Raw genomic sequence first — 21,379 nt, forward strand, 5'->3', positions numbered from 1 at the left:
GCATTTTAGGCCGAATACGCGCCGATCGCGAACCGAGGCGCTCGCTGCTCAGTTTCCCGACCCAAGCGCGCCAGTAGCGCGACAGGAAAAAATTTTGTAGGCTTGACGGAACGCCGGCCCGCTTTTTAGCCGACCCACGATCAAACCAACCGGGAATCTCAATGAACCTCGATCTGCGCACGATGATGGTGATGATAGCCGTGCTCAGTTTTCTGTTCTCGATACTGCTCGCGGTCGCCAGCCTGCACGCCCGCGGCGTGCAAGGACTCCGGCATTGGGCCTTGGCAAGCTTTTGTATCAGTCTGGGCTCGTCCATCGCCTTGCCCAATCTACACGCCGGCCAGGGCTGGCCCGTGGTCGCCGGCGCGGCATTGCTGGCGGCGGGATCGACGACCCAATTGGCCGGCATTCAAGCCTTCAAGGGAGAAGCCTGCCACATTCGCTGGATGATCGCCGTCGTGGTGGCGGTCGGATTTTTCAGTTATTGGTTCAGTCTGGTGCACATCAATATTCAATTTCGAGCCATCGCCAATTCGCTGGTGTTCGGGGCGATCAATTTCACCTGCGCCCGCGCCTTGCTGATCAGACTGCCCACGCCCGAACGCACCGCCCACTGGTTGACCGGAGCCTCTTTCGCGGTGCTAAGTCTGATCTACGCCTCTCGAGCGATCGCGATTTACTCGGCGCCGCCGGGTACCTACACCCTGTTCAGCCCGATGCTAATCAACCCGGTCATGTTCTTGGCGGGCAGCGTCATCCAATTGTTTCTGACCTTCGGCTTTATCTTGATGGTCAATTACCGGATGGCTTCGCAACTGGAAAATCTGGCCACTACCGATGCGCTGACCGGCGCGTGGAACCGGCGCAGTCTGGAGTTGGAGTTGCAGCGCATGCTGGCGCGCAGCCAACGCCGTCAGGAGCCGATGTCGGTGGTTATGCTGGACGTCGATCACTTCAAGCTGATTAACGACAGCCACGGCCATCGGGCCGGCGACGAAGTCCTGCGTCAGCTGACGGCTAGAGCACGGCTGGAAATCCGCCGCGACGACTATCTGGCCCGCTACGGCGGCGAGGAATTTTGCCTGCTGCTACCCGGCACCACCGAACTGGATGCCCACCAATTGGCCGAACGTTTGCGCCGCATCCAAGCCGAGCAAACGGTCGATTGGCGCGGAACGCCGATCAACAGCTCTATCAGCATCGGCATCGCCAGTTCCGAACACACCGGCCTTAACGGCGACGCGCTGCTGGAAGCCGCCGACGCCGCGCTATACCGTGCCAAACAAACCGGCCGCAACCGCGCGGAAACATTTTCGCAATTCCGGATCAGCCCGGCATGACCGAGATAGTGCTGTGTACTCTGAATGCTCGCTACATTCATTCGGCCTTCGGTTTGCGCTACCTGTACGCCAATATGGCCGAACTGCGCGAACGTACCCAAATCGCCGAATTCGGCCTGCAGCAACGGCCGGCGGAAATCGTCGAGCGCTTGCTCGACCGCCGGCCTAGAATTATCGGCTTTGGCGTTTACATCTGGAACGTCGCGGAAATCGGCGCGGTACTGGCCATCCTCAAGCAAGTCGCGCCGGACATCACCATCGTGCTGGGTGGGCCGGAAGTCAGCCATCCACCGGATTTGCCGGCCTGTGCCGAACTGGCCGATTACATCGTCACCGGTCCCGGCGAACGGAGTTTTCCGGCACTGTGCCGTCAATTGTTGGCCGGCGTAAGGCCCGAGCCACGCATCGTCGCCGGACCGACGCCGGCGCTCGCCGAATTGGCCTCACCCTACCCGTACTACAGCGATAGCGATTTGCGCCAACGCCTCACTTACGTGGAAGCCTCGCGCGGCTGCCCGTTTAAATGCGAGTTCTGCCTCTCGGCGCTCGACGTCACCGCCAAGCCGTTTCCGCTCGCGGCGTTTTTAAGCGAATTGGACGCGCTATACCAACGCGGCGGCCGCCATTTCAAATTCATCGACCGGACCTTCAACCTGCGTATCGACAACAGCGTGGCAATACTGGAATTTTTTCTGGATCGGCTCGGCGACGGCCTGCAAGTGCATTTCGAAGTCATTCCCGATCACTTGCCGGAACGCCTGCGCGAAGCGATTCGCCGTTTTCCGCCCGGCGTGCTGCAATTCGAAGTCGGCGTGCAAAGCTTCGACCCGGACGTACAACAACGGATCAGCCGCCGCCAGGACAACGCCGCGACCGCCACTAACCTGAGCTGGTTGCGCGAACACACCCACGTCCACATTCACGCCGATCTGATCTTCGGCTTGCCGGGCGACACCCTCGCCAATTTCGGCGCCAGCTTCGACCACCTCTACGCGCTCGGGCCACAGGAAATTCAGGTCGGCATTTTAAAGCGCCTGCGCGGCGCGCCGATCAACCGTCACGACGACGCCTACCGGATGCGTTACGATCCGAATCCGCCTTATTCGGTACTCGCCACCCGCGATATCGGTTTCAGCGAGATTCAACGCATGCAGCGATTTGCCCGATACTGGGATATGATCGGTAATTCAGGCCGCTTTACGACCAGCCTACCCCTCCTGTGCGGCGATCGGCCGTTCGAACGGTTTTTAGACTTTAGCGACGCGCTGTACGCCGGCGCCGGCAGCACTTGGCAAATCGCGTTGAAACGCCTGTACGAGCTAAGCTATGGCATCATGACCGAGCGCTTGCGGATACCGGCCGCTCCGGCGGCGGCGGCCTTGGCGGCCGACTACCGGCGGAGCGGCGAAAAAGGCCGGCCGGCGTTCGAAGCCGGCGCCTCGCCAGCGCCGGCCAAACGTCCGCAAACCGGCAAACGACAACGCCAAGCAATATGCGATTGACCCATGAAGACCCGCCGCCGCGAATGCCGCGTCGACACCCGACCTCCTCCGACTACGCAAAGGAAACCCGATGACTCCATTGAGCGAATACTTCGATTACCGGCAAGATGCCAACGGCCAAACCTATATCGCCGCTAAAATTCGCGGCATAGCCCTACTCCGGCTGCCGGCCACCAATAAAGGCACCGCTTTCACGATCGAAGAGCGTATCGAGCTGGGCGTGGACGGCTTGTTGCCGCCCCGAGTGACCGATCTTAACCGCCAATTGGACCGTCTCTACGCCAACTACCTAAAACAGCCCAGCGATCTGGCCAAGTACCAATTTCTCCGCGCCACCCAGGAACGTTCCGAAGTCTTGTTTTACGCGCTGTTGGAGCGCCATTTGGAAGAGATGGTCCCCATCGTTTACACGCCGACGATCGGTCAGGCCGTCCAACAATTCAGCTCGATGTACACCACCGCGCGCGGCCTGACGTTTTCGGTGGAAAACATCGACCGGGCCGGTACCATCCTCGACAACTACCCCTGGCACGACATCCGGATGATGGTGGTGACCGACTCGTCGGCCATTTTGGGCATCGGCGACCAAGGCATGGGCGGTCTGGCGATCTCGATCGGCAAATTGGCGCTGTATACCGCCGGCGGCGGCCTGTGCCCCTTCCAAACGCTGCCGGTCAACCTCGACGTCGGCACCAACCGCGACGATTTGCTGGCCGATCCGTTTTATCTGGGCGTGCCGCAAAAACGCCTGACCGGCCCCGCCTACTTCGAGATCGTCGATAAATTCGTCGCGGCTGTCCAAGCCAAATGGCCCAAGGCCATCATTCAATGGGAAGATTTCGCCAAAAACGTCGCGTTCGACGTGCTGGAGCGCTACCGCGACCGGATTCCGTGCTTCAACGACGACATTCAAGGGACCGGCGCGGTGGCGCTGGCGGGTCTGCTGTCGGCTTGCCGACTGAAGGGCGAAGCCTTGACCGATCAAACCGTCGTGGTGGCCGGCGCCGGCGCCGGCGGTATCGGCGTGGCGGCCGCGATCAAAAGCGGCATGATTCGCGCCGGTCTGACGCCAGACGCCGCGCAAGCCCGGATTTTCGTCATCGACGCGCACGGTCTGGTCGTCAAAGGCCGCACCAGCGATGCCTACAAATCGCCGTTGGCGCAAGATCCGGATATTTACCGCGACTGGGGCGTTGCCGCCGGCCAGGTACCCAGTTTGCAAGAGGTCATCGCCCACGCCAAACCCAGCGTGCTATTGGGTTTATCCGGCGTCGCGGGCCTGTTCAGCCGGGAAATCGTTACCGATCTGGCCGGTTTCCATGCGCAACCAATCATTTTCCCGCTATCCAACCCAACCGACAATTGCGAAGCCAATCCGCAAGATTTGCTGAATTGGAGCGAGGGGCGGGCCATCGTCGCCACCGGCAGTCCGTTCCCCGACGCCAGTTACGGCGGGCGGCAATATCCGGTGGGTCAGGGAAACAACGCCTTCATTTTTCCGGGTTTGGGTTTGGCGGCGACCTTGGCCGAATGCAGCCGCATCAGCGACGAAATGGTCCAGGAAGCCGCCTATGCACTAGCGGACTACACCGCCGAACATTGGTTGGATGCCGGCCTGATTTACCCGCCGGTCGCCGATCTGAAAAAAGTTTGCCAATCGGTCGCCAAACGCGTCTTGGCCCAAGCCCTGCGGGACGGCTCCGCCAGCCGCACCGATTTGAACGACACCGACTTGGCCGCGTATATCGAATCGGCCTCGTGGCGAGCGGAACAGCTGCCCTTCAAATACGAACCGGCTTAAACCCGCTGAGTCGCGCTATTTTCCGTCCAAGCGATGCCATCTCGGCCGAACCGAGAACGGCCCGAGTATTCAACGGACCGCTCTCGGTTGGAACGGAACAAACCAGCGGCATCGGTAGCCGACTGTCTCGTCGGCGCGGCTTATTGCCGATGCCGACCGCCCGACGCCACACCAAAATCGGCGAAACTGCTCGTGCTATTCTCGCCACTGTTCGGCGCTCAACGGCAGCTCGTTCAACTCGGCCCGCGCCTCGCGCCAGGCCGGATAATATTCGTTCAAGATCGCGACAAACCGTTCGTTATGGCTTGGCTCCAACAGATGCACCATTTCGTGTACCAGCACATACTCCAAAAGATGCCTGGGCTTCTTGACCAATTCGGTATTCAAGCGAATATGTCCGGCTTTGGGGTTGCAGCTGCCCCATTTGGTTTTCATCCGCTGCAAAAAATACTGCTTAACCGTTACGCCCAGCTTGGCTTGCCATTTAGCAATCAACGGCGGGATGGCCTGATGCAGCAACACCTTATGCCATTCGTGCAGCAACTCGGCGCGTTTTTCCAGAGACGTATCTGGCGGCAAGTACATGGAAATCCGCCGGTGATCGACATTCACAAACGGCTTGCCGCCGCGTGCCATGATCGTCAGCAAATGCCGTCGCCCCCAAAGATAGTGGGTCTCTCGCTCGACAAACTGCCTGGGCGTCTCTCTGGCCTGATTGCGAAGTTTGGCCTGTTGATTGCGTATCCACCCCAACTTTGAAATCGCGTAAGCCCTGGCCACTTCCAAACGGGTTTCCAGCGGCGCGGCCAAGGTAACGCGGCCTTCCGGCGGATGCACAGACAAATGCACGTTCTTGATCGCCTTTCGAGTCACCTCGATAACAATCTCACCCAGTTCGATGGTTTCAGTCATCAGTAGCCCGGCTGATTCTTGATGATCTCGAATAGTGCCAGCGTAGCATTCGGGTTCTTGTTCAGCATTGGGTACAAGAAATTCTGAACGACACGCTCCTTGGTTTCATCACCTTTCCAGCCCGCCGGCGCTTGCTCCCTCATGGCATGATCAATTTTTAGGGCCAGTTGCGCACGCTCATCGCTATAGTCGGCCTTGGGTTCATGCGCCTGTGGCGTCGGTGAGGCTTCCGGCATCAGGTCTGCCAGATTGTTGTAAACGACGATGGCCTCGTGCTTGCCATGCAAAATCGCCGGAATGCCGGCCTCGGGTTGTTTGGCCGCCAAGCGTTTGACCAACTCTTCGGCCTTGCGCAAAAACGCCTCATAAGCGGCCGTATCCGCTCGGCTTTGCTTAATCAGATCGTCGAGCAGCTTGGACATCCGCGCGTAGAACCTAGGGTCGGTGAGCTGGTCGCGGATAATGGTCTTGCGGACGTTGTTGACGATCCCCTCGGCGATAGCGTTCTTCGACAGCTTGCCTTTCTGGTTCAGTTTCTTGGCAATGGCGTCGTGGATACCGGTCTCGATGATCAGCTCGGTCAGCGACATTTCACCCAGTTCCCCTAATGCCTCCGCCGGGTCGGCCTGGATGTATGTGTTGATGAGGTGGCGCATGTCAGCCTCGTAAGGCTTGATGTCCAGCTCTTCACCGGAGTGTTTCTTGATGGCGGCCCGAATCTCGGCGTAGAACTCCACTGCCTTTTTCAATGCCTCGGCCTCGGAATAACCCGCCTCGATCAGTTCCTGGGCGATGTCGGCGTAGGCACGGGCAAAGATCGCCACTGCCTTGTAGAACGTCACCCGCAATGCTTCGGTTTCGGTTAGCGCCTCGGGATTAGCGGCATCGCCGCAGAAATAATGCAAGTACTGCTCGACTTCACGCGGCGGCAGTACCGGTTCGCACAGGTAGTGCAGTGCTTGACGGGCATCGTCCAGTTGCTTCTTGCCTTCTTCCAGCCAGTTTTTCAGGCGCACGTTGTTATCGCCGCCGTTGCCCTGGTCGATGTCCAGTTCGTCGGAACTGTAGACCGCGATGGCTTGTTGCACGTCGCCAAAGAGCTTTTTGAAGTCGACGATATGGCCGTAGTCCTTGTCGTCGCCATCCAGCCGGTTGGTGCGGCAGATCGCCTGGAACAGATTGTGGTCGCGCAGTTCGTTATCGAGATAGATATAGCTGCAGCTCGGCGCGTCGAAGCCGGTCAGCAGCTTGCTCACCACGATCAGCAATTTAAGATTGGCCGGCTCGTCGATGAAGCGGCGCTTCATCTCCGTTTCGTATTTCTCGGTCGTCGGAAAATCCTTCAATACCAACTGACTATAGGTATCAAACTTATAGCGTTCATCGCTGTTGGCGGGTTCTTTCGAGATGGCATTGGCATTCGGTTCGTACGAGGTAATGATGCCGCAGTAGGGGCCAAACTGGGTATTTCTGAACAGCCTGAAATAATGACAGGCATCGTAGATGGAGGCGGCCACCAGAATAGCGGTGCCGCGGTCGTTGTTCAAACGCGGTTTGAGGGCGAAATCGGAGATGATTTCAGCGACCACCTCGCGCTTACGGCCCTCGGCGCTCATCAACTCTTCCATCGTCGCCCAGCGTTTACGCAGAGCCGCTTTTTGAAAGTTGTTGAGATTCTTGGTTTTCTGCTCGAACCACTCGTCGATTTTTTTCTGCGAGGTCAGCCGCTCAGGCACGTCGCGGGCCTCGTACTTCAAATCCAGCACCACTTTATCGGCCACCGCCTGATGAAACTTGTAGGTATGGATATAGGTGCCGAACACGTCCCGCGTCATTTGCTTGTCCTTGCGCAGCAGCGGCGTACCGGTAAAACCGATGAAGATTGCGCTCTCCAGCCAGCGCTTCATCTGCTTGTTCATGTCGCCGCCTTGGGTGCGGTGGCATTCGTCCACGAACACGTAGAATCGGCCGAGTATTCTTGGAAGTCCTCGGTCGTCAAGAACTTCGGTTATTCCCTCATAGAGATCATCTTCACGCTTGCGTTTTTTTCGAGTAGGGAACTTATGTATCAAAGCACACATGACTCTGGGATTGGTTGCAGCCAATTTAGCAACCAATTCGTTCCGTGAAGTAATACGCGGCGACGCCGAGTTTTCGCCAATCACCCCGGCATTGCGCATCACGCCGACAATCTGCTTGTCCAGCTCCTCGCGATCGGTGACCACCAATATCCGCGCCTCGGGATCGTGCTCCAGCAACCACTTGGCGATCGGCACCATCAAGATGCTCTTGCCGCTACCCTGGGTATGCCAGATAACGCCACCCTCGCGCTTGGCGATGCGTTCCTGCGCAGCTTTCACACCGAAAAACTGGTGTTGGCGCGGCACCTTTTTTTGGCCGGCGTCGAAGATGATGAAGTTACGGATCAAATCCAGCAGCCGAGCCTTGCCGCACAACTGCGCCAGAGGTCGATCCAGCAATGCGCCGATGGCAGTCGTAGGGGCGGGTTTCAAACCCGCCCCTACCAAACCGTCCCCTTCATCCTTCCACTCCACGAAGAACTGCTCCGGCGTGCCGGTAGTGCCGTAACGCAGCCCTTGCGCATCGCTGCCGGCCAACACCAGTTGCACCGTGCTGAAAAAACCTTGGTTGAAAATGGCTTCTTGATTGGTGATCAGCTGGCGTATGCCATCCGCCACATCCACCGAACTGCGCTTTAACTCGATCACCGCGATGGCGATGCCGTTGATATACAGCACAATGTCCGGCCGCCGCTCGTGGCCGCCCTTAAGAGTCACTTCCTCGGCCAGAGCAAAATCGTTACGCGCCGGATTGTCCCAATCGATCAAATGCACGGTTTCATGGGACACGCCGGCGGCAATTTGCACCGGCACGCCGTAACGCAATAACTGATAGGTGCGAAGATTGGCCTGATACAGCGTGATGCCGGTGGTTTCGGCGGCAATCTCCAGTTTCTGCAAGGCAGCGCCGATGTGGGCGGCGGAATAGCCACGCGCCGTCAGGTTGTCGCGCAATAGCTTAGTTTCAAGGAGACGGTTGTTATCCCGCTTGCTCCAGTCGCCAAGATAGCGGTAGCCCAGGCCATCCGGCCGTATAGGGTCGGCAAACAAGGCGACCACGCGGTTCTGGGTGTTACGTTCCGAACGGCTGTGCTGTTCCCTCATGAATTAAGCTCCTATTGCCTGTCGGTTTGTGGTTGCAATTTCGCCAGCGTTTTTTCGACAACGGTTATAAAAATCGGACTTGGTATTTTCACCAGCGTTTTAGCCGGCGTTTTCACCCGCACTTTCAGCAACCGACTGCACTGGCAGTAGGCTCGGTGCATCATCACCAATCAGCGCCGGTTTGCCGTCTTTCCAGACCACGGCATACTGACCCAGGCGGCGTTTGCGTTCTAACGCTTCACCAACCGCTGCCGTCAGGCAATCCAGAAGTTGTTTCTCTTTGGCGGGAATCGTGTTCATCATTGGGCCTCGCAAACGCTTAAACTAAAAAATCTATTATGCTGAGGCTAAGTCGTGCCACAAATCCTGCCAGCTCGGATTGGCTTGCTCAATCAGCCGTTTTTTAGCGGCTCGCGACCAATTCTTTAACTGCTTTTCCCGCAATATGGCACTCTCCATCCTGTCGTGCACCTCATACCAAACCAGCAGGTGCGCTCCATAGCGTTTGGTGAAGCCTTCGGCCATATCGGTTTTATGTTGGTAAACACGCCCAATCAAATTCGAAGTCACGCCAATGTAAAGCGTCCCGTTTCGTTGACTGGCCATTATATAAACACAGGGTTGTTTATCCATTTTTGCATGATTTTCAGTTTGACCTGCTGACTTTGATCCCGCCAAAAACAGCGCCGACAAACTTTAACGCAAATACCGCAATAATTGCAGCGTCACCCCGGCAGGGATTGCTGGGGTCCAGAAGCCACGGAGGGTTTTGGCGTTTACCTCCCTGTAATCTGGGTTCCGGCAATCCCTGCCGGAACGACGGGTGGCGTGGCCATAGCAGCCTCGTCCTGCCGGTCAACAGTTCCTGCATCATGCCCTGTTTCAGGGCGCGGGTTTTGTCGCGGCGGGCAGACGGCTGCGTTAAACTTCAGTACCGTAAAGTGGCTCGCGGCGCCGTCACCCCGGCAGGGATTGCTGGGGTCCAGAAGCCACGGAGGGTTTTGGCGTTTACCTCCCTGTAATCTGGGTTCCGGCAATCCCTGCCGGAACGACGGGTGGCGTGGTCATAGCAGCCTGGTCTTGCCGGTCAACAGTTCCTGCATCATGCCCTGTTTGAGAGCGCGGGTTTTGTCGCGGCGGGCTAAGCACCGGTATACTCAAATGCCGGTAAGTGGCAATTTACACCGTCACCCCGGCAGGGATTGCCGGGGTCCAGAAGCCACGGAGGGTTTTGGCGTTTACCTCCCTGTAATCTGGGTTCCGGCAATCCCTGCCGGAACGACGGGTGGCGTGGTCATAGCGGCCTGGTCTGGCCGGTCAACAGTTCCTGCATCATGCCCTGTTTGAGGGCGCGGGTTTTGTCGCGGCGGGCAGACGGCTGCGTTAAACTTCAGTACCGTAAAGTGGCTCGCGGCGCCGTCACCCCGGCAGGGATTGCCGGGGTCCGGAAGCCACGGAGGGTTTTGGCGTTTACATCCCTGTAATCTGGGTTCCGGCAATCCCTGCCGGAACGACGGGTGGCGTGGTCATAGCAACCTCGTCTTGCCGGTCAGCAATTCCTGCATCATGCCCTGTTTCAGGGCGCGGGTTTTGTCAAGGCGGGCGGGCGGCTGCGTTAAACTTCAGTACCGTAAAGTGGCTCGCGGCGGCGTCACCCCGGCAGGGAATGCCGGGGTCCAGAAGCCACGGAGGGTTTTGGCGTTTACCTCCCTGTAATCTGGGTTCCGGCAATCCCTGCCGGAACGACGGGTGGCTTGGTCATAGCGGCCTGGTCTGGCCGGTCAACAGTTCTTGCGTCATGTCCTGTTTGAGGGCGCGGGTTTTGTCGCGGCGGGCAGACGGCTGCGTTAAACTTCAGTACCGTAAAGTGGCTCGCGGCGGCGTCACCCCGGCAGGGAATGCCGGGGTCCAGAAGCCACGGAGGGTTTTGGCGTTTACCTCCCTGTAATCTGGGTTCCGGCAATCCCTGCCGGAACGACGGGTGGCTTGGTCATAGCGGCCTGGTCTGGCCGGTCAACAGTTCTTGCGTCATGTCCTGTTTGAGGGCGCGGGTTTTGTCGCGGCGGGCAGACGGCTGCGTTAAACTTCAGTACCGTAAAGTGGCTCGCGGCGCCGTCACCCCGGCAGGGATTGCCGGGGTCCAGAAGCCACGGAGGGTTTTGGCGTTTACCTCCCTGTAATCTGGGTTCCGGCAATCCCTGCCGGAACGACGGGTGGCGTGGTCATAGCAGCCTCGTCCTGCCGGTCAGCAGTTCTTGCATCATGCCCTGCTTGAGGGCGCGGGTTTTGTCGCGGCGGGCAGACGGCTGCGTTAAACTTCAGTACCGTAAAGTGGCTCGCGGCGCCGTCACCCCGGCAGGGAATGCCGGGGTCCAGAAGCCACGGAGGGCTTTGGCGTTTACCTCCTTGTAATCTGGGTTCCGGCAATCCCTGCCGGAACGACGGTGTGGCGTGGTCATAGCAGCCTGGTCTGGCCGGTCAACAGTTCTTGCATCATGTCCTGTTTGAGGGCGCGGGTTTTTTCGCGGCGGGCTAAGCACCGGTATACTCAAATGCCGGTAAGTGGCAATTTACACCGTCACCCCGGCAGGGATTGCCGGGGTCCAGAAGCCACGGAAGGTTTTGGCGTTTACCTCCCTGTAATCTGGGTTCCGGCAATCCCTGCCGGAACGACGGGTGGCGTGGTCATAGCAGCCTCGTCCTGCCGGTCAGCAGTTCCTGCATCATGCCCTCTTTCAGCGCGCGGGTTTTGTCGCGGCGGGCTTCCAGCGCGGCGAGTTCGGCGTCCATGTCGGAGAGGATGGCGGCGATGGCGGTTTGTTCGGCCTTCGTTCTTGGGAGCCTAACCTGATACACGGCGAGCTGCGCTTTGCCGATTTCCAGAAAAGTGCTGCCGCCGCAAAGGCTTATAAATCCTGATTTCTGCATCGTGAGCAGGTAATACAGAAACTCCACGTCTGTCTTCTCGAACGGCACGAAATTCTTAAAGCCTTGATTGGTTGAAACCGGAACTGTGTTTATGGCGCATTCGCCAATAGTGGCTCGCGAAGTCATCACAATTGAATAGGCCGGAATCATTTCCGCAGAACTCGATTTCAGTCCACGCAGCGTAATCATGCGGTTGGTGTGGCACAGATATTTGCGTCCACCAAGTGCGGTTATGTCCGTCGGGGTGCTCCATGGAATCTCTCCATCCCAGAACTGCGGAACAGCGGTACTTGGCGTTCCTCCGCTGCGAATATCTGCAAGCTCCGTCAACCGCTTCATCTCCCATTCCCCACTAAACCCCGCCAAGCGAGTTTGGCCGGTGAGGAGTTGTTGCATCGCGGCCTGTTTAAGGTCGCGCTTCTTGGCGATCAGCCGCTCCAACCCGTCCAGCAGCGCATCCACATCGCTCAACGCCGCCGCGATGGCACGTTGTTCAGTGTCGGTGGGAGGGAGAGGGATTTGTGTTTTTCGAATGGTAGCCAAGCCTAAGTTGCCAATAGTCGATCCAGTCAACCCATCAAAGAATTGTCGCTTTACAATTAATGTCTGAAGAGAGTGATAGACAAACCGCTTAGAAACTGCCGGCTTCAAGTTCAAATAGGCCGCGCTCTTCCCTAGAACTACGGGTTCACCTTCATACAATCCAAGATTGCCGACGGTACCATTGATCGACAGAAGTATTGATCTATCGCTGAGTGGTTTCCGGTATTTGACGAAATCCGCGTGATCAACCAATTTTGTGTCGGTCGTGACAATTATCTTGCCGCCATTCAGGTTGTTGCCGTTGATGAAGAAATACTCTCCATTGGACGAATAAGCCGGTGTTCCATGCAATCCATCGCCAATATGGGTTGTGACATCATCCAAGAATACAGCATCCCAATCCACCGGAATAACCCCCACCTCCGTCATCTTGTACCCCGGCCTACGCAAAGCCGCCTTACCAGCCTGCAAGCGATAAGCCGCGCTGGCCTCGTTGACCGCCTCGGCATGGTTTGTTGGTTGACTACTCATGGCTTTGCATGCTCCTCGGCATCGGCGAACCGTTGAACATTGGACAGACGGTTGATTTCCATGCCATACGTTCCATTCTTCCGGTTACTGGAGGTTCACGAAAGGATTAATGACGGTCAAGCGGTCTTCGATCACCTGACCGTGTTGCAGGTCTTCGGAATAAAGCTGTCGACAATCGGCTTCCAAGGCGCTGGCGACAATTAAACTGTCCCAATAGGAAAAACCATATTTCACTTTGAGCCGATGGGCGAAACGTATCGTGGTGACTTGAATGGTCTGGATGGCTGCAATCGAAATGATGACCTCGATATTGTCTTGAATCAGCCTGTCGTTGACTTTCTTTTTCAGCATCACGCTGTAGTACTCATTGAGCACTTGGGTACTGCCTACCAATTCCGGCAAGGTCTCGATCAATTCCAACGCAATAGCGCATTTTTCATGACTGTGCTGAAAATGCGCGTACACCCAGATGTTGGTATCGATAAAGCTGTTAACGCGCATACAAATCGTCTCTGGCGAGCAGTTCGATATCCTCGACTGCGAAGCGATGGGCGTAGGCTGTTCTGCGCTCTGCGGCTTGCTGGCTGCCGGCGTCGCTATCTTTAAGCACTATGATGGTGAATTTTTCGCCGGTGGCAATGGGCAGGTCGGCTAATGAAACACCATGTGAGCTATCCATCACCAGTTCTTTTGTTAATACGACTTGCATGGCATTGTCCTCGATAAGGTTTTCAATTTTGGCTTGAATACGTCTTGGTCGGTGATTTGGCGTGCGTAGCGAGCACAAACCAAAGTGTGCTGGATTTTGAGGCATTCGACCGGATATGACCAACGCAATTGGTCGGACAGTGTCTGACTTATTGTGCCGTTGGGAGGATTCATTTCCATGTGATGCCCATCCTGGTGAGATGTCGCTCGACTTTGCTCGCCAGTTTGCTTACCTCGTCTTCCAACTGCGGCAGTGGCGCGGCATAGCGTTCGGCCAGTTGGCGGATGCGACGGGTCAGAGTCTGCGAAACCCGGTCCAGTTCGCCCTGTACGGCGGTGGACAGATGCGCCATCCACTTGTCGTCGATCACCAGCGTTTTGATTTCGGCTTCGCTCAACGTCGGGTATTTTTCATAGGCCTTTTGGTCGAGCGCGGCTTCGGCTTCCCTGATTTGTTTTTTCAACACGCCGATCTGGTTGCCAAATTCCAGCCATTGTTTCAACACTTTTAACTCTTCGGCACCATCCGAATCCTTACCAATTTCCTTGATCCGGTCTTTAACGGCGGCGGCATTGATGTTGTCGTATCCGGAAAAGATGGCGTCTTCGCCGCCGTGTTCTTCTTCCAGCTCGGCTAGGCTGGCGATGGCGGCTTCCAGTTCGGCTTGTTTGGCCTCAATGGCGGCCTGTTCGTCGGCAAAGTAGCGGGCGACGATGAGGGGCTTGGGGAGCAAATCGCAAACCCAGCCTTTGTCCTTGGTTTTACCTTTTTTGTCGGTTTCGACGATGCGTGTGGGTTGGGCGACCCAGCCGTCGGCGGCGATCAGATAGCAATCGTCCTGCATGGTTTCGGCCCAGTAGTCCATCAGGTGCTGGTAGATGTCGTAGGCATCCAGCAGCGGCGCAGGCTTGAAGGTATTCAACAAGTCTTCGGCGATGGTTTCGATCAATGCTTTGGGATGGCCGTCTTTGCCAAAGCCGGTCAGTAGCGGCGTGACGGCGTCGCGCCAATGTTGAAAGCGTGCGCTGGCTTGGGCGTTGAAGGCGGTGAATTCGGCGTGGCCGAAGATGGCGGGTTTGACCTCGGCCAGCGGCAGCGTCAATTGCGTATAGCCGGGGCGCAGCACGGCGAACAAGCTGGCGCGCACACCGGGCAACACTTGCCAGTAATCGGCTAGTGCATCCAGGTCGCGCTCGGGGATGCCGCCGTTCAGGTGGCCGGCTATGTCTTGAATATCTTCCGGCTCGCTGCTGTCGATGTAGCGCGGCAAGTTCAGGTTGAAGTCGTTTTTCGGATCGGCGATTTCGTCGAGCGGCACCATCCGCGCATAGCGCGGTACGTCGGCTTGCTTGCCGAAGGTGTCGACGATTTTGTGGATGTCCTGCTCGCGCAGGCGGTTTTTGTTGCCGTCCTTGATATAGCCCTTGCTGGCGTCGATCATGAACACGCCTTTGCGGGCGGTGGCGTTTTCTTTATCGATGACCAAAATGCAGGCCGGGATGCCGGTGCCGTAAAACAGGTTGGCCGGCAGACCGATGATGCCTTTCAAATAACCCGAGCGCACTAACTGTTGGCGGATCACCGCTTCGGCATTGCCGCGAAACAATACGCCGTGCGGCAGAATGCAGGCGGCTTTGCCATTGGCTTTCAGGCTGCGGATGATGTGCAGCAAATAGGCGTAGTCGCCTTGTTTGGCCGGCGGCTCGCCCCAAACAAAGCGCTGGTAAGCATCGTCGCCCGGCGTCAGGCCGGTGCTCCAGGTCTTGTCGGAAAACGGCGGATTGGCGACCACGTAATCGTAAGTGCGCAGTTGCTCGCCATCTTTGAACTTGGGCGAGGCCAGCGTGTTGCCGGACAGGATGGTGGCGGTCGGGAAGTCGTGCAGGATCATGTTCATCCGCGCCAGACCGGCGGTGGTCACGTCCTTTTCCTGACCTTCCAGGGTGATGTGTTTGCCGGCTTCGGCGGCGACTTTTAGCAGCAAGGAGCCGGAGCCGCAAGTCGGGTCGTAAGCCATCGTCGAGCCTTTGGCGTTTTCCGGCGAGATGCCGATCACTTTGGCGATGACCCGGCTGACTTCCGACGGCGTATAAAACTGGCCTTTGCTCTTGCCGCTTTCGGTGGCGAAGTGGCGCATCAGGTACTCATAGGCGTCGCCGAGAATGTCGTCGTGCTCGGCGCGGTTCTTGGAGAAATCCAGCTCGGGCTTTTGGAAAATGCCGATCAGGTTGGAGAGCTTCTCCACCATGTCCTTGCCTTCGCCGAGTTTGTTGGGATCGTTGAAATTGGGGAAATCGCTAAGCGCCAAACGGGAGTTAGCATTGACCAGTGGCGCTATGATTTGGGTGTTGATCTTGTCGCCGATGTCGGATTTGCCTTTGAGGGCGATCATGTCCTTGAAGCTGGCGCCGGGCGGAATCGCCACCGGCGGCACGAAGTCGTCGCTGTCGGCGTATTTGTCGGTGATGTATTTGATGAACAGCATGAACAGCACGTAGTCCTTGTACTGACTGGCGTCCATGCCGCCGCGCAATTGGTCGCACGAGGCCCACAGCGAGGAATAAAGATCGGATTTTTTAATAGCCATGAATCGGTGATGGTGTGGCGTGTTTAGTCTTGGTTATTGGGGTTAGTCGATTGGCTGGGAACGGCGATGCCGTATTAGCCGCAAAAGCCGTGAATCAGCACTTCCACCCTGTTAGCCAGAAAGCGATGCTCGCGTTCGGCGGCCAGGCGCAGCGCTGGTTTTAACGCCGAATCGATGCGAAACGTCGGCTTGGCGGCTTTGGTAGCCGGCCGGTCTGTTGCCCATCCGGATTACGGTACTGGGAACGTACCGCGATGTAAAGGAAAGCCGGCGACTATCCAAGTCCAGCGGGCCTAGCGAAGCGTGGAAGTTTAGCCTCCAGGCGGCAGAAGCGGAGAATATCCGGCCGAAAACCGAGAGAGATCGGCGGCGGCCGCCGCGAACACCGCGCCGTTCGAAGCTATGCACCGCCACGGCAAGCCGTTCGAGCGGATGACTCTATCGGCTGAACGCGACAAGCCCTGAAGATGAAGGCAAAGAACCGCTGCCGCGCCAAATTGCTCGGATCGGCGCGGCGTCACGCCAATCCGAGCGCGAACTAGATTTTTCGCCGAGTCAGCGGGTGACTATCGAAGGCTTTGCGGACATGGCGCCAATGTTCGACGACATTTTCTATCCGTTGGGTATCGCCGGTTTGCAGCTGGGTGAAACACTCGCTGCTGCGCACAAAGGACGCCAGAAAGTCGCCCATGATCAATTGCTGAGTTTGATATTCCGCCATGGCTTGACGCTTGGTCGCCACTTCGGCGGGCATCAAATTCAAACACACCCGGTGATGTCCGCGCAGCGGCAAATCGTCGGGCAGTTGCATGGGTTGCCCGCTCCAGTCCTGAGCGATCCCCCAATTCGAGCCGGTCGGCCATCCGGGACGCCAATGGATCAAGTACGCCAGCATTTTCGGATGAATGTTTTGCGAGGGTTCGCGCGCCAGCCAATCGCGCACAGCCAGCAACGTGAACATACCCAGACCAGCGTGATCCGAGTCGTTTTCCATCACATCCGGGAAGGCTATCATGGTCGGCCGGGTCTCGCGCAAGATCGCCACCAGTTCGCTGAGTAAGTCCTGGCCGTCTTGCGCGTAGCCTCTATCGACCGCTTCGCTGTAAGGCACATGGTCGAAGCCGGTGAAGTCCGAGCGCATCGGCTGGTTGCGCCGCCAATGCGACACCAGTGCCGAGTAGATGCTGCCGTCCGAGAAGCCCAACAAGTCCAGATGCAGAAAACCCTTGCCCAACACTTGGGCCGCGCGCCGCGATTCGTCCAGGCGACGTTCGCCGAACGCCAGAAAATCGGCCGCGGACGGCTTGCGCTTGCCGGTTTGCTGAACCACGGCATCGACGTAGGCGTCACCCGATGTCACGACGACGCTACGGACACTGCCGCCGTTGGCGAATACTCGTTGCGCCAGACCGGCGGCGCTCAAGCTTTCATCGTCGGGATGCGGCGCCAATATGAGCAGGCGCTCCCCCCTACCCACGTCCAGCGCTTGCTCCGGCGCGGCGGCGGCCGGTAATGCCACCGCAACGGAAAGCCAAAAAAACATAAGATGCCAAACACGATCAGACTGCCGCATACGCTGCTCCTGCTTCCAAAATAGACCCGGTTGAAATGTGTCCGCTCGGCCCGTCAACACGGACCGGGCTATAATCCGCCTCGACTGGAGACCAGCGAAGACCGTGCCAAACCATGCCGGCACCGCGACCGGCTGCAATTGTGGCCGACTAAATCCGGTTTGCATCCGACCCGGTTGAAATATCCGCCAGATTGGTTGCTATCAACCGTTCGGGACGAACCCGCTATTCGGCCATCACCACCACCGCGACGACCTGATGAGAAACCGATTCAAACGCGCCTATCGACGTTATCGGCTACGCGGCCACGCCATTCCCTTCCAAACCTGGACCCAAGCCACCGCTGAGTTACCTTTACTGCAAGGACTGACGCCAATCGAACTGGCCCGCTTACGGGTGATGAGCTCGTTGTTTCTCCGCGAAAAAAACCTGGTCGGCGTGGATATTGATCTAAATACCAACATGCGCATCGTCATCGCGGCACAGTGCTGCCTGCCGGTTTTGTATTTGGGCTTGGCTCTGCTGTACGGCTGGTTGGATGTCGTGGTTTATCCCGACGCCTTCGTCGTGGCGCATGAAGACGTCGACGACGCCGGCATCGTACATCAAGAACAGCGAATTCTGACCGGGGAAGCTTGGTCGGCGGGACCGCTGATATTGTCCTGGCAAGAAATCCTGGAAGACATCGAATATCCGGAATCCGGACAAAACGTAATCGTTCACGAGATCGCCCACAAGCTGGATATGCGCAATGGGGTCGGCAACGGTATGCCGCCGCTGCACGCCGATATGTCGGTGAGCGAGTGGACGACCGCGTTATCCGCTGCCTTCCGCCAATTGCGCCAGTATCCCGAGTTGCCGATTTCGAGCTGGATCGATCCTTACGCGGCCACCGATCCAGCCGAATGCTTCGCGGTGTTTAGTGAAGCGTTCTTCTGCACACCTGCGATTCTATTGGAACATTGTCCGGCGGTGTTCCGACAACTGAGCCTCTATTACCGCCAACAGCCTCATCGGCGTCGCGATCGACAGCAAAACATCGACCATCGTTAAGCCCCCCGACCGGAAGCGCGTTGCAGGCTCATCCGAAACCGATGGAAATCCATTCGACCGCGCAAAAAAAGAAGGCGCGGATAACCGCGCCTTCCGTTACAACAGGAAATGTTAGCTTACCAAGTAAAACTCGCCGCCACCTGGCCGCTGCCGTCGTAGGTATAACCGTTTTTGACGACGTTGCTAACGGTGTAGGCACAGGTTCCGGAGCTGCTGGTGGGCAGGCTGGAACTGCTGATACTGGCGATACCGGTGGAACCGGTCACGGCGGATTTAGCCCAGGTTTTGGAAATGTTACCGGTACTGGTTTTCGCCGAACAACTCCACGAGCCGTTCACCGTGGCGTTAGCCAATGTAGCTTCGCCATACTTGACGGTCACTTTGGCCAAACACTCCGATTTGCCACCCGTCAACAATCTGCGGATTATCGCGGTGTTCGAGACTTTCATGCTGACGTTTACCGGCGCCTGAGCGACATTGATCGATTGCGTGGCGCTGTTTTTTAAGCCGACGTTATCGGTCACCGTCAGCGTGGCAGTATAGTTGCCCGGAGTTCCGTAGGTATGATCGACACTGGCGGTACTGCCATTCGTACTTCCGTCGCCGTAATTCCAATCATAACCGACGATGGTGCCGTCCGGGTCGCTAGAGCCCGTACCATTGAATGTTACCTTGGACGGCGCATCGCTCGCGGTCGGTAATGCTGAAATGACGGCCGTCGGCGGGATCAGTTTCACGACGTTTTTCGGATAACTACCGGTAATCTGGTACTGGCCAAGGCTAGCGTAATCCGAATAGCCGGTCGTCAAGTCGCCTTTACCGACGCCATCGATTTGCAGGAAATATTGACCCGCGTTCAAGGTAGCGCTCAGCGACGCCGACAGACTATCGACCGGATTTACCTCGCTGACCGACTTACCGGAAGCATCGAACAATTTCAGAGCAATATCCAAATTACCGGCCACCGAACCCGAGGCCGCATTGAACTGAACGTCGCCGCCATCGGTGTAAAAAGTGAAGACATCCAGGTCGGTATTGCGTTCGATAATGCCGGTTTGAACCACCGAGGTGGGATCGCCCGACAAAGGCGCGGCCGAGGCCATGCTGTCCGGAAAATCGTCGACACGAATCGGAGCACCCGCCGCACTAATGACCGCAAGGTCGTCCTGAGCGTTATTCGCCCCAGGGTATTCGCCCTTACTCCATTGCGAAACGGGTTTGTAATAACCGACCCCCATCAGCGGCGCCCAACCGGTGGCGCCGCTGCCGTGCCCCGAATAGTAACCGACACTGGCGGTGCCGTCGTGGTAGAGACTCAGATTGTGGCCAACTTCGTGAGATACCGCCTCGGCCACATATTTGGGGTTGCCGTTACCCAATTTATCGAAGAAAGCCCAAGCCGGTTGATAGCGGTTGGGCGAAGTGGACGAATAAGACGAAAAGACGTTGACATAAGCAACGCCACCGCAGACCTGGCCGCACAGTTCCGGCATCGATCGAGTGATGACCGCGCGGGTGCCGTATTGAGTGTCGCTACTGGTAAGGCGTTGCATCGCATCGGCCGCCGGCTCTTGCGTCGTCACATCCACGTCGAACGGCGCGTAGTCTTCCGCCACGCGTTGCCAGATTTCGCGGATGTTGTTCAACTCCGTGGTGCTGAATCCATTGGGATTGCCATCCGTATCATAGGCCTGAGCAGTCAACGTACCGTTGTACCAAGTGGTGTTGATGGCCTGATGACCGTTGAAATCCAGGTAAATGACGCGATTGGAATCGGGTTTGCTGTGCAGCGTGAACGGATCGGTCGTCGAGGCGGCGATCGCGGCGTAAGTACTGCCGCTTCCCTCCGCCATCGCCGCGTCGGCGCTATCGGCGGTCGCGGTCTCGCCGGCACCCTGCTTGGGGTCGGGCTGGATATCCGACTCTATGTATAGCAAGCGGCCGCCTTGATCGATCCAAGCGGTCTGGTCGCTTTTTAAAATATTCTCCAAGCGTTCGGCGGACATCCCATAGGCCTTGGCCACCAAGGCCAGATTGTCACCTAGGGCGTCGACGGCGGCCTGGCCGTTGAGCTTCTCCTTCAACGAGATTTGCGGAAACGGCGATTCGGTTTCGTCCGACGACGGCAAATCGCCAATGTTGGCCAACGATTTTTGCGAGTTCGCCTTAACCACGCTCAACGGATTTTCGAGACCGGAACCGTTCAAACCGGTGACGATGGCCTGTACTCGGCCATTCGAAAGCAAAGTCAAGACATAGTTGTAGCCGACCAAAGCTTTAGCCGCATCGTCCTGATTAGAGAAATACAGTGTCTCTTTCAAGAGACTACCGGTACCGGCGGGCGGATACGACTGGCTCACGTCGCCTTCCGTCTGAGCGGTCTGGTCGGGAGTGACGGCACACCCTACAATAGTCGTGAGAGCGGCCGTGGCAACAAATAGTTTTGTATTCATAATCGACTTCCAAAGTATGAGCAAGATCCAGTCGATGAGTGCGAATCACGCGGCGCATCAAGACCAAAATCCTTGCGACAAAAATTAATCGAAAAAGCTGACCGCCAGTAGGGAGTATGTGTTTGTTTTAAGCTGAACTATCGAAACGCATATCCCTGGTGATCCGGAATTTGCATTAGAAGCTTGGCAATAAACCTCGCGCGACTTGGAGCGGTAAAAAGATTATTGAGTTAACGCCGTCGATTCTTGGCTAGCTAGCCTACT

Annotated in this window: 14 protein-coding genes; 4 read left to right on the forward strand and 10 right to left on the reverse strand. The window is 57.3% G+C overall.

Annotated features, from left to right (window positions below; all coding sequences use genetic code 11):
- The first annotated feature begins 161 nt into the window (after positions 1–161).
- From ACQE3D_RS14715 to ACQE3D_RS14725, 3 genes are all read left to right on the forward strand, one after another.
- Positions 162–1,340 carry a GGDEF domain-containing protein gene (locus ACQE3D_RS14715; protein WP_064027426.1) on the forward strand — a complete coding sequence of 393 codons (1,179 nt, stop codon included), beginning with the start codon at positions 162–164 and terminating at the stop codon, positions 1,338–1,340.
- Positions 1,337–2,842 (forward strand): B12-binding domain-containing radical SAM protein, encoded by a 1,506-nt coding sequence (locus tag ACQE3D_RS14720; RefSeq protein ID WP_313729929.1) that lies wholly within the window; start codon positions 1,337–1,339, stop codon positions 2,840–2,842. Before ACQE3D_RS14715 ends, ACQE3D_RS14720 begins: the two co-directional genes overlap by 4 nt.
- A 70-nt stretch (positions 2,843–2,912) precedes the next feature.
- Complete coding sequence (locus ACQE3D_RS14725; protein ID WP_064027422.1) at positions 2,913–4,643, forward strand: NAD-dependent malic enzyme; 1,731 nt, start codon at positions 2,913–2,915, stop codon at positions 4,641–4,643.
- A 195-nt stretch (positions 4,644–4,838) separates the two neighbouring features.
- Here ACQE3D_RS14725 and ACQE3D_RS14730 read toward each other — a convergent pair whose 3' ends face one another.
- From ACQE3D_RS14730 to ACQE3D_RS14770, 9 genes are all read right to left on the reverse strand, one after another.
- Positions 4,839–5,555, reverse strand: coding sequence for a M48 family metallopeptidase (locus tag ACQE3D_RS14730; protein WP_313729928.1), 717 nt, complete (start codon positions 5,553–5,555; stop codon positions 4,839–4,841).
- Positions 5,555–8,740 (reverse strand): type I restriction endonuclease subunit R, encoded by a 3,186-nt coding sequence (locus tag ACQE3D_RS14735; RefSeq protein ID WP_313729927.1) that lies wholly within the window; start codon positions 8,738–8,740, stop codon positions 5,555–5,557. Before ACQE3D_RS14735 ends, ACQE3D_RS14730 begins: the two co-directional genes overlap by 1 nt.
- A 99-nt stretch (positions 8,741–8,839) precedes the next feature.
- Positions 8,840–9,043 (reverse strand): hypothetical protein, encoded by a 204-nt coding sequence (locus ACQE3D_RS14740; RefSeq protein ID WP_313729926.1) that lies wholly within the window; start codon positions 9,041–9,043, stop codon positions 8,840–8,842.
- 33 nt (positions 9,044–9,076) lie between these two features.
- Entirely contained in the window at positions 9,077–9,373 is a 297-nt protein-coding gene (locus ACQE3D_RS14745) for a GIY-YIG nuclease family protein (protein ID WP_064027491.1), read from the reverse strand.
- 2,052 nt (positions 9,374–11,425) lie between these two features.
- On the reverse strand, positions 11,426–12,742 hold the full coding sequence (locus ACQE3D_RS14750; protein WP_313729925.1) for a restriction endonuclease subunit S: 1,317 nt from the start codon (positions 12,740–12,742) through the stop codon (positions 11,426–11,428).
- A gap of 84 nt (positions 12,743–12,826) precedes the next feature.
- Positions 12,827–13,243 carry a PIN domain-containing protein gene (locus tag ACQE3D_RS14755; RefSeq protein ID WP_313729924.1) on the reverse strand — a complete coding sequence of 139 codons (417 nt, stop codon included), beginning with the start codon at positions 13,241–13,243 and terminating at the stop codon, positions 12,827–12,829.
- Complete coding sequence (locus ACQE3D_RS14760) at positions 13,233–13,451, reverse strand: hypothetical protein (RefSeq protein WP_313729923.1); 219 nt, start codon at positions 13,449–13,451, stop codon at positions 13,233–13,235. Before ACQE3D_RS14760 ends, ACQE3D_RS14755 begins: the two co-directional genes overlap by 11 nt.
- A 169-nt stretch (positions 13,452–13,620) precedes the next feature.
- Positions 13,621–16,038: an N-6 DNA methylase gene (locus ACQE3D_RS14765; protein WP_313729922.1), complete on the reverse strand. Its 2,418-nt coding sequence runs from the start codon at positions 16,036–16,038 to the stop codon at positions 13,621–13,623.
- A 538-nt stretch (positions 16,039–16,576) separates the two neighbouring features.
- Positions 16,577–17,611, reverse strand: coding sequence for a PIG-L family deacetylase (locus ACQE3D_RS14770; RefSeq protein ID WP_168029585.1), 1,035 nt, complete (start codon positions 17,609–17,611; stop codon positions 16,577–16,579).
- 256 nt (positions 17,612–17,867) lie between these two features.
- Here ACQE3D_RS14770 and ACQE3D_RS14775 point away from each other — a divergent pair, with 256 nt between their 5' ends.
- The gene (locus tag ACQE3D_RS14775) at positions 17,868–18,662 is read left to right on the forward strand and encodes a zinc-dependent peptidase (RefSeq protein WP_313729921.1); all 795 of its coding nucleotides are present in this window, start codon (positions 17,868–17,870) and stop codon (positions 18,660–18,662) included.
- Positions 18,663–18,778: 116 nt separating this feature from the next.
- Here ACQE3D_RS14775 and ACQE3D_RS14780 read toward each other — a convergent pair whose 3' ends face one another.
- Positions 18,779–21,022, reverse strand: coding sequence for a PKD domain-containing protein (locus ACQE3D_RS14780; RefSeq protein WP_313729920.1), 2,244 nt, complete (start codon positions 21,020–21,022; stop codon positions 18,779–18,781).
- Positions 21,023–21,379: the final 357 nt, after the last annotated feature.

It is taken from the genome of Methylomonas sp. MS20 (assembly GCF_050275925.1).
GTDB lineage: Bacteria > Pseudomonadota > Gammaproteobacteria > Methylococcales > Methylomonadaceae > Methylomonas > Methylomonas koyamae_A.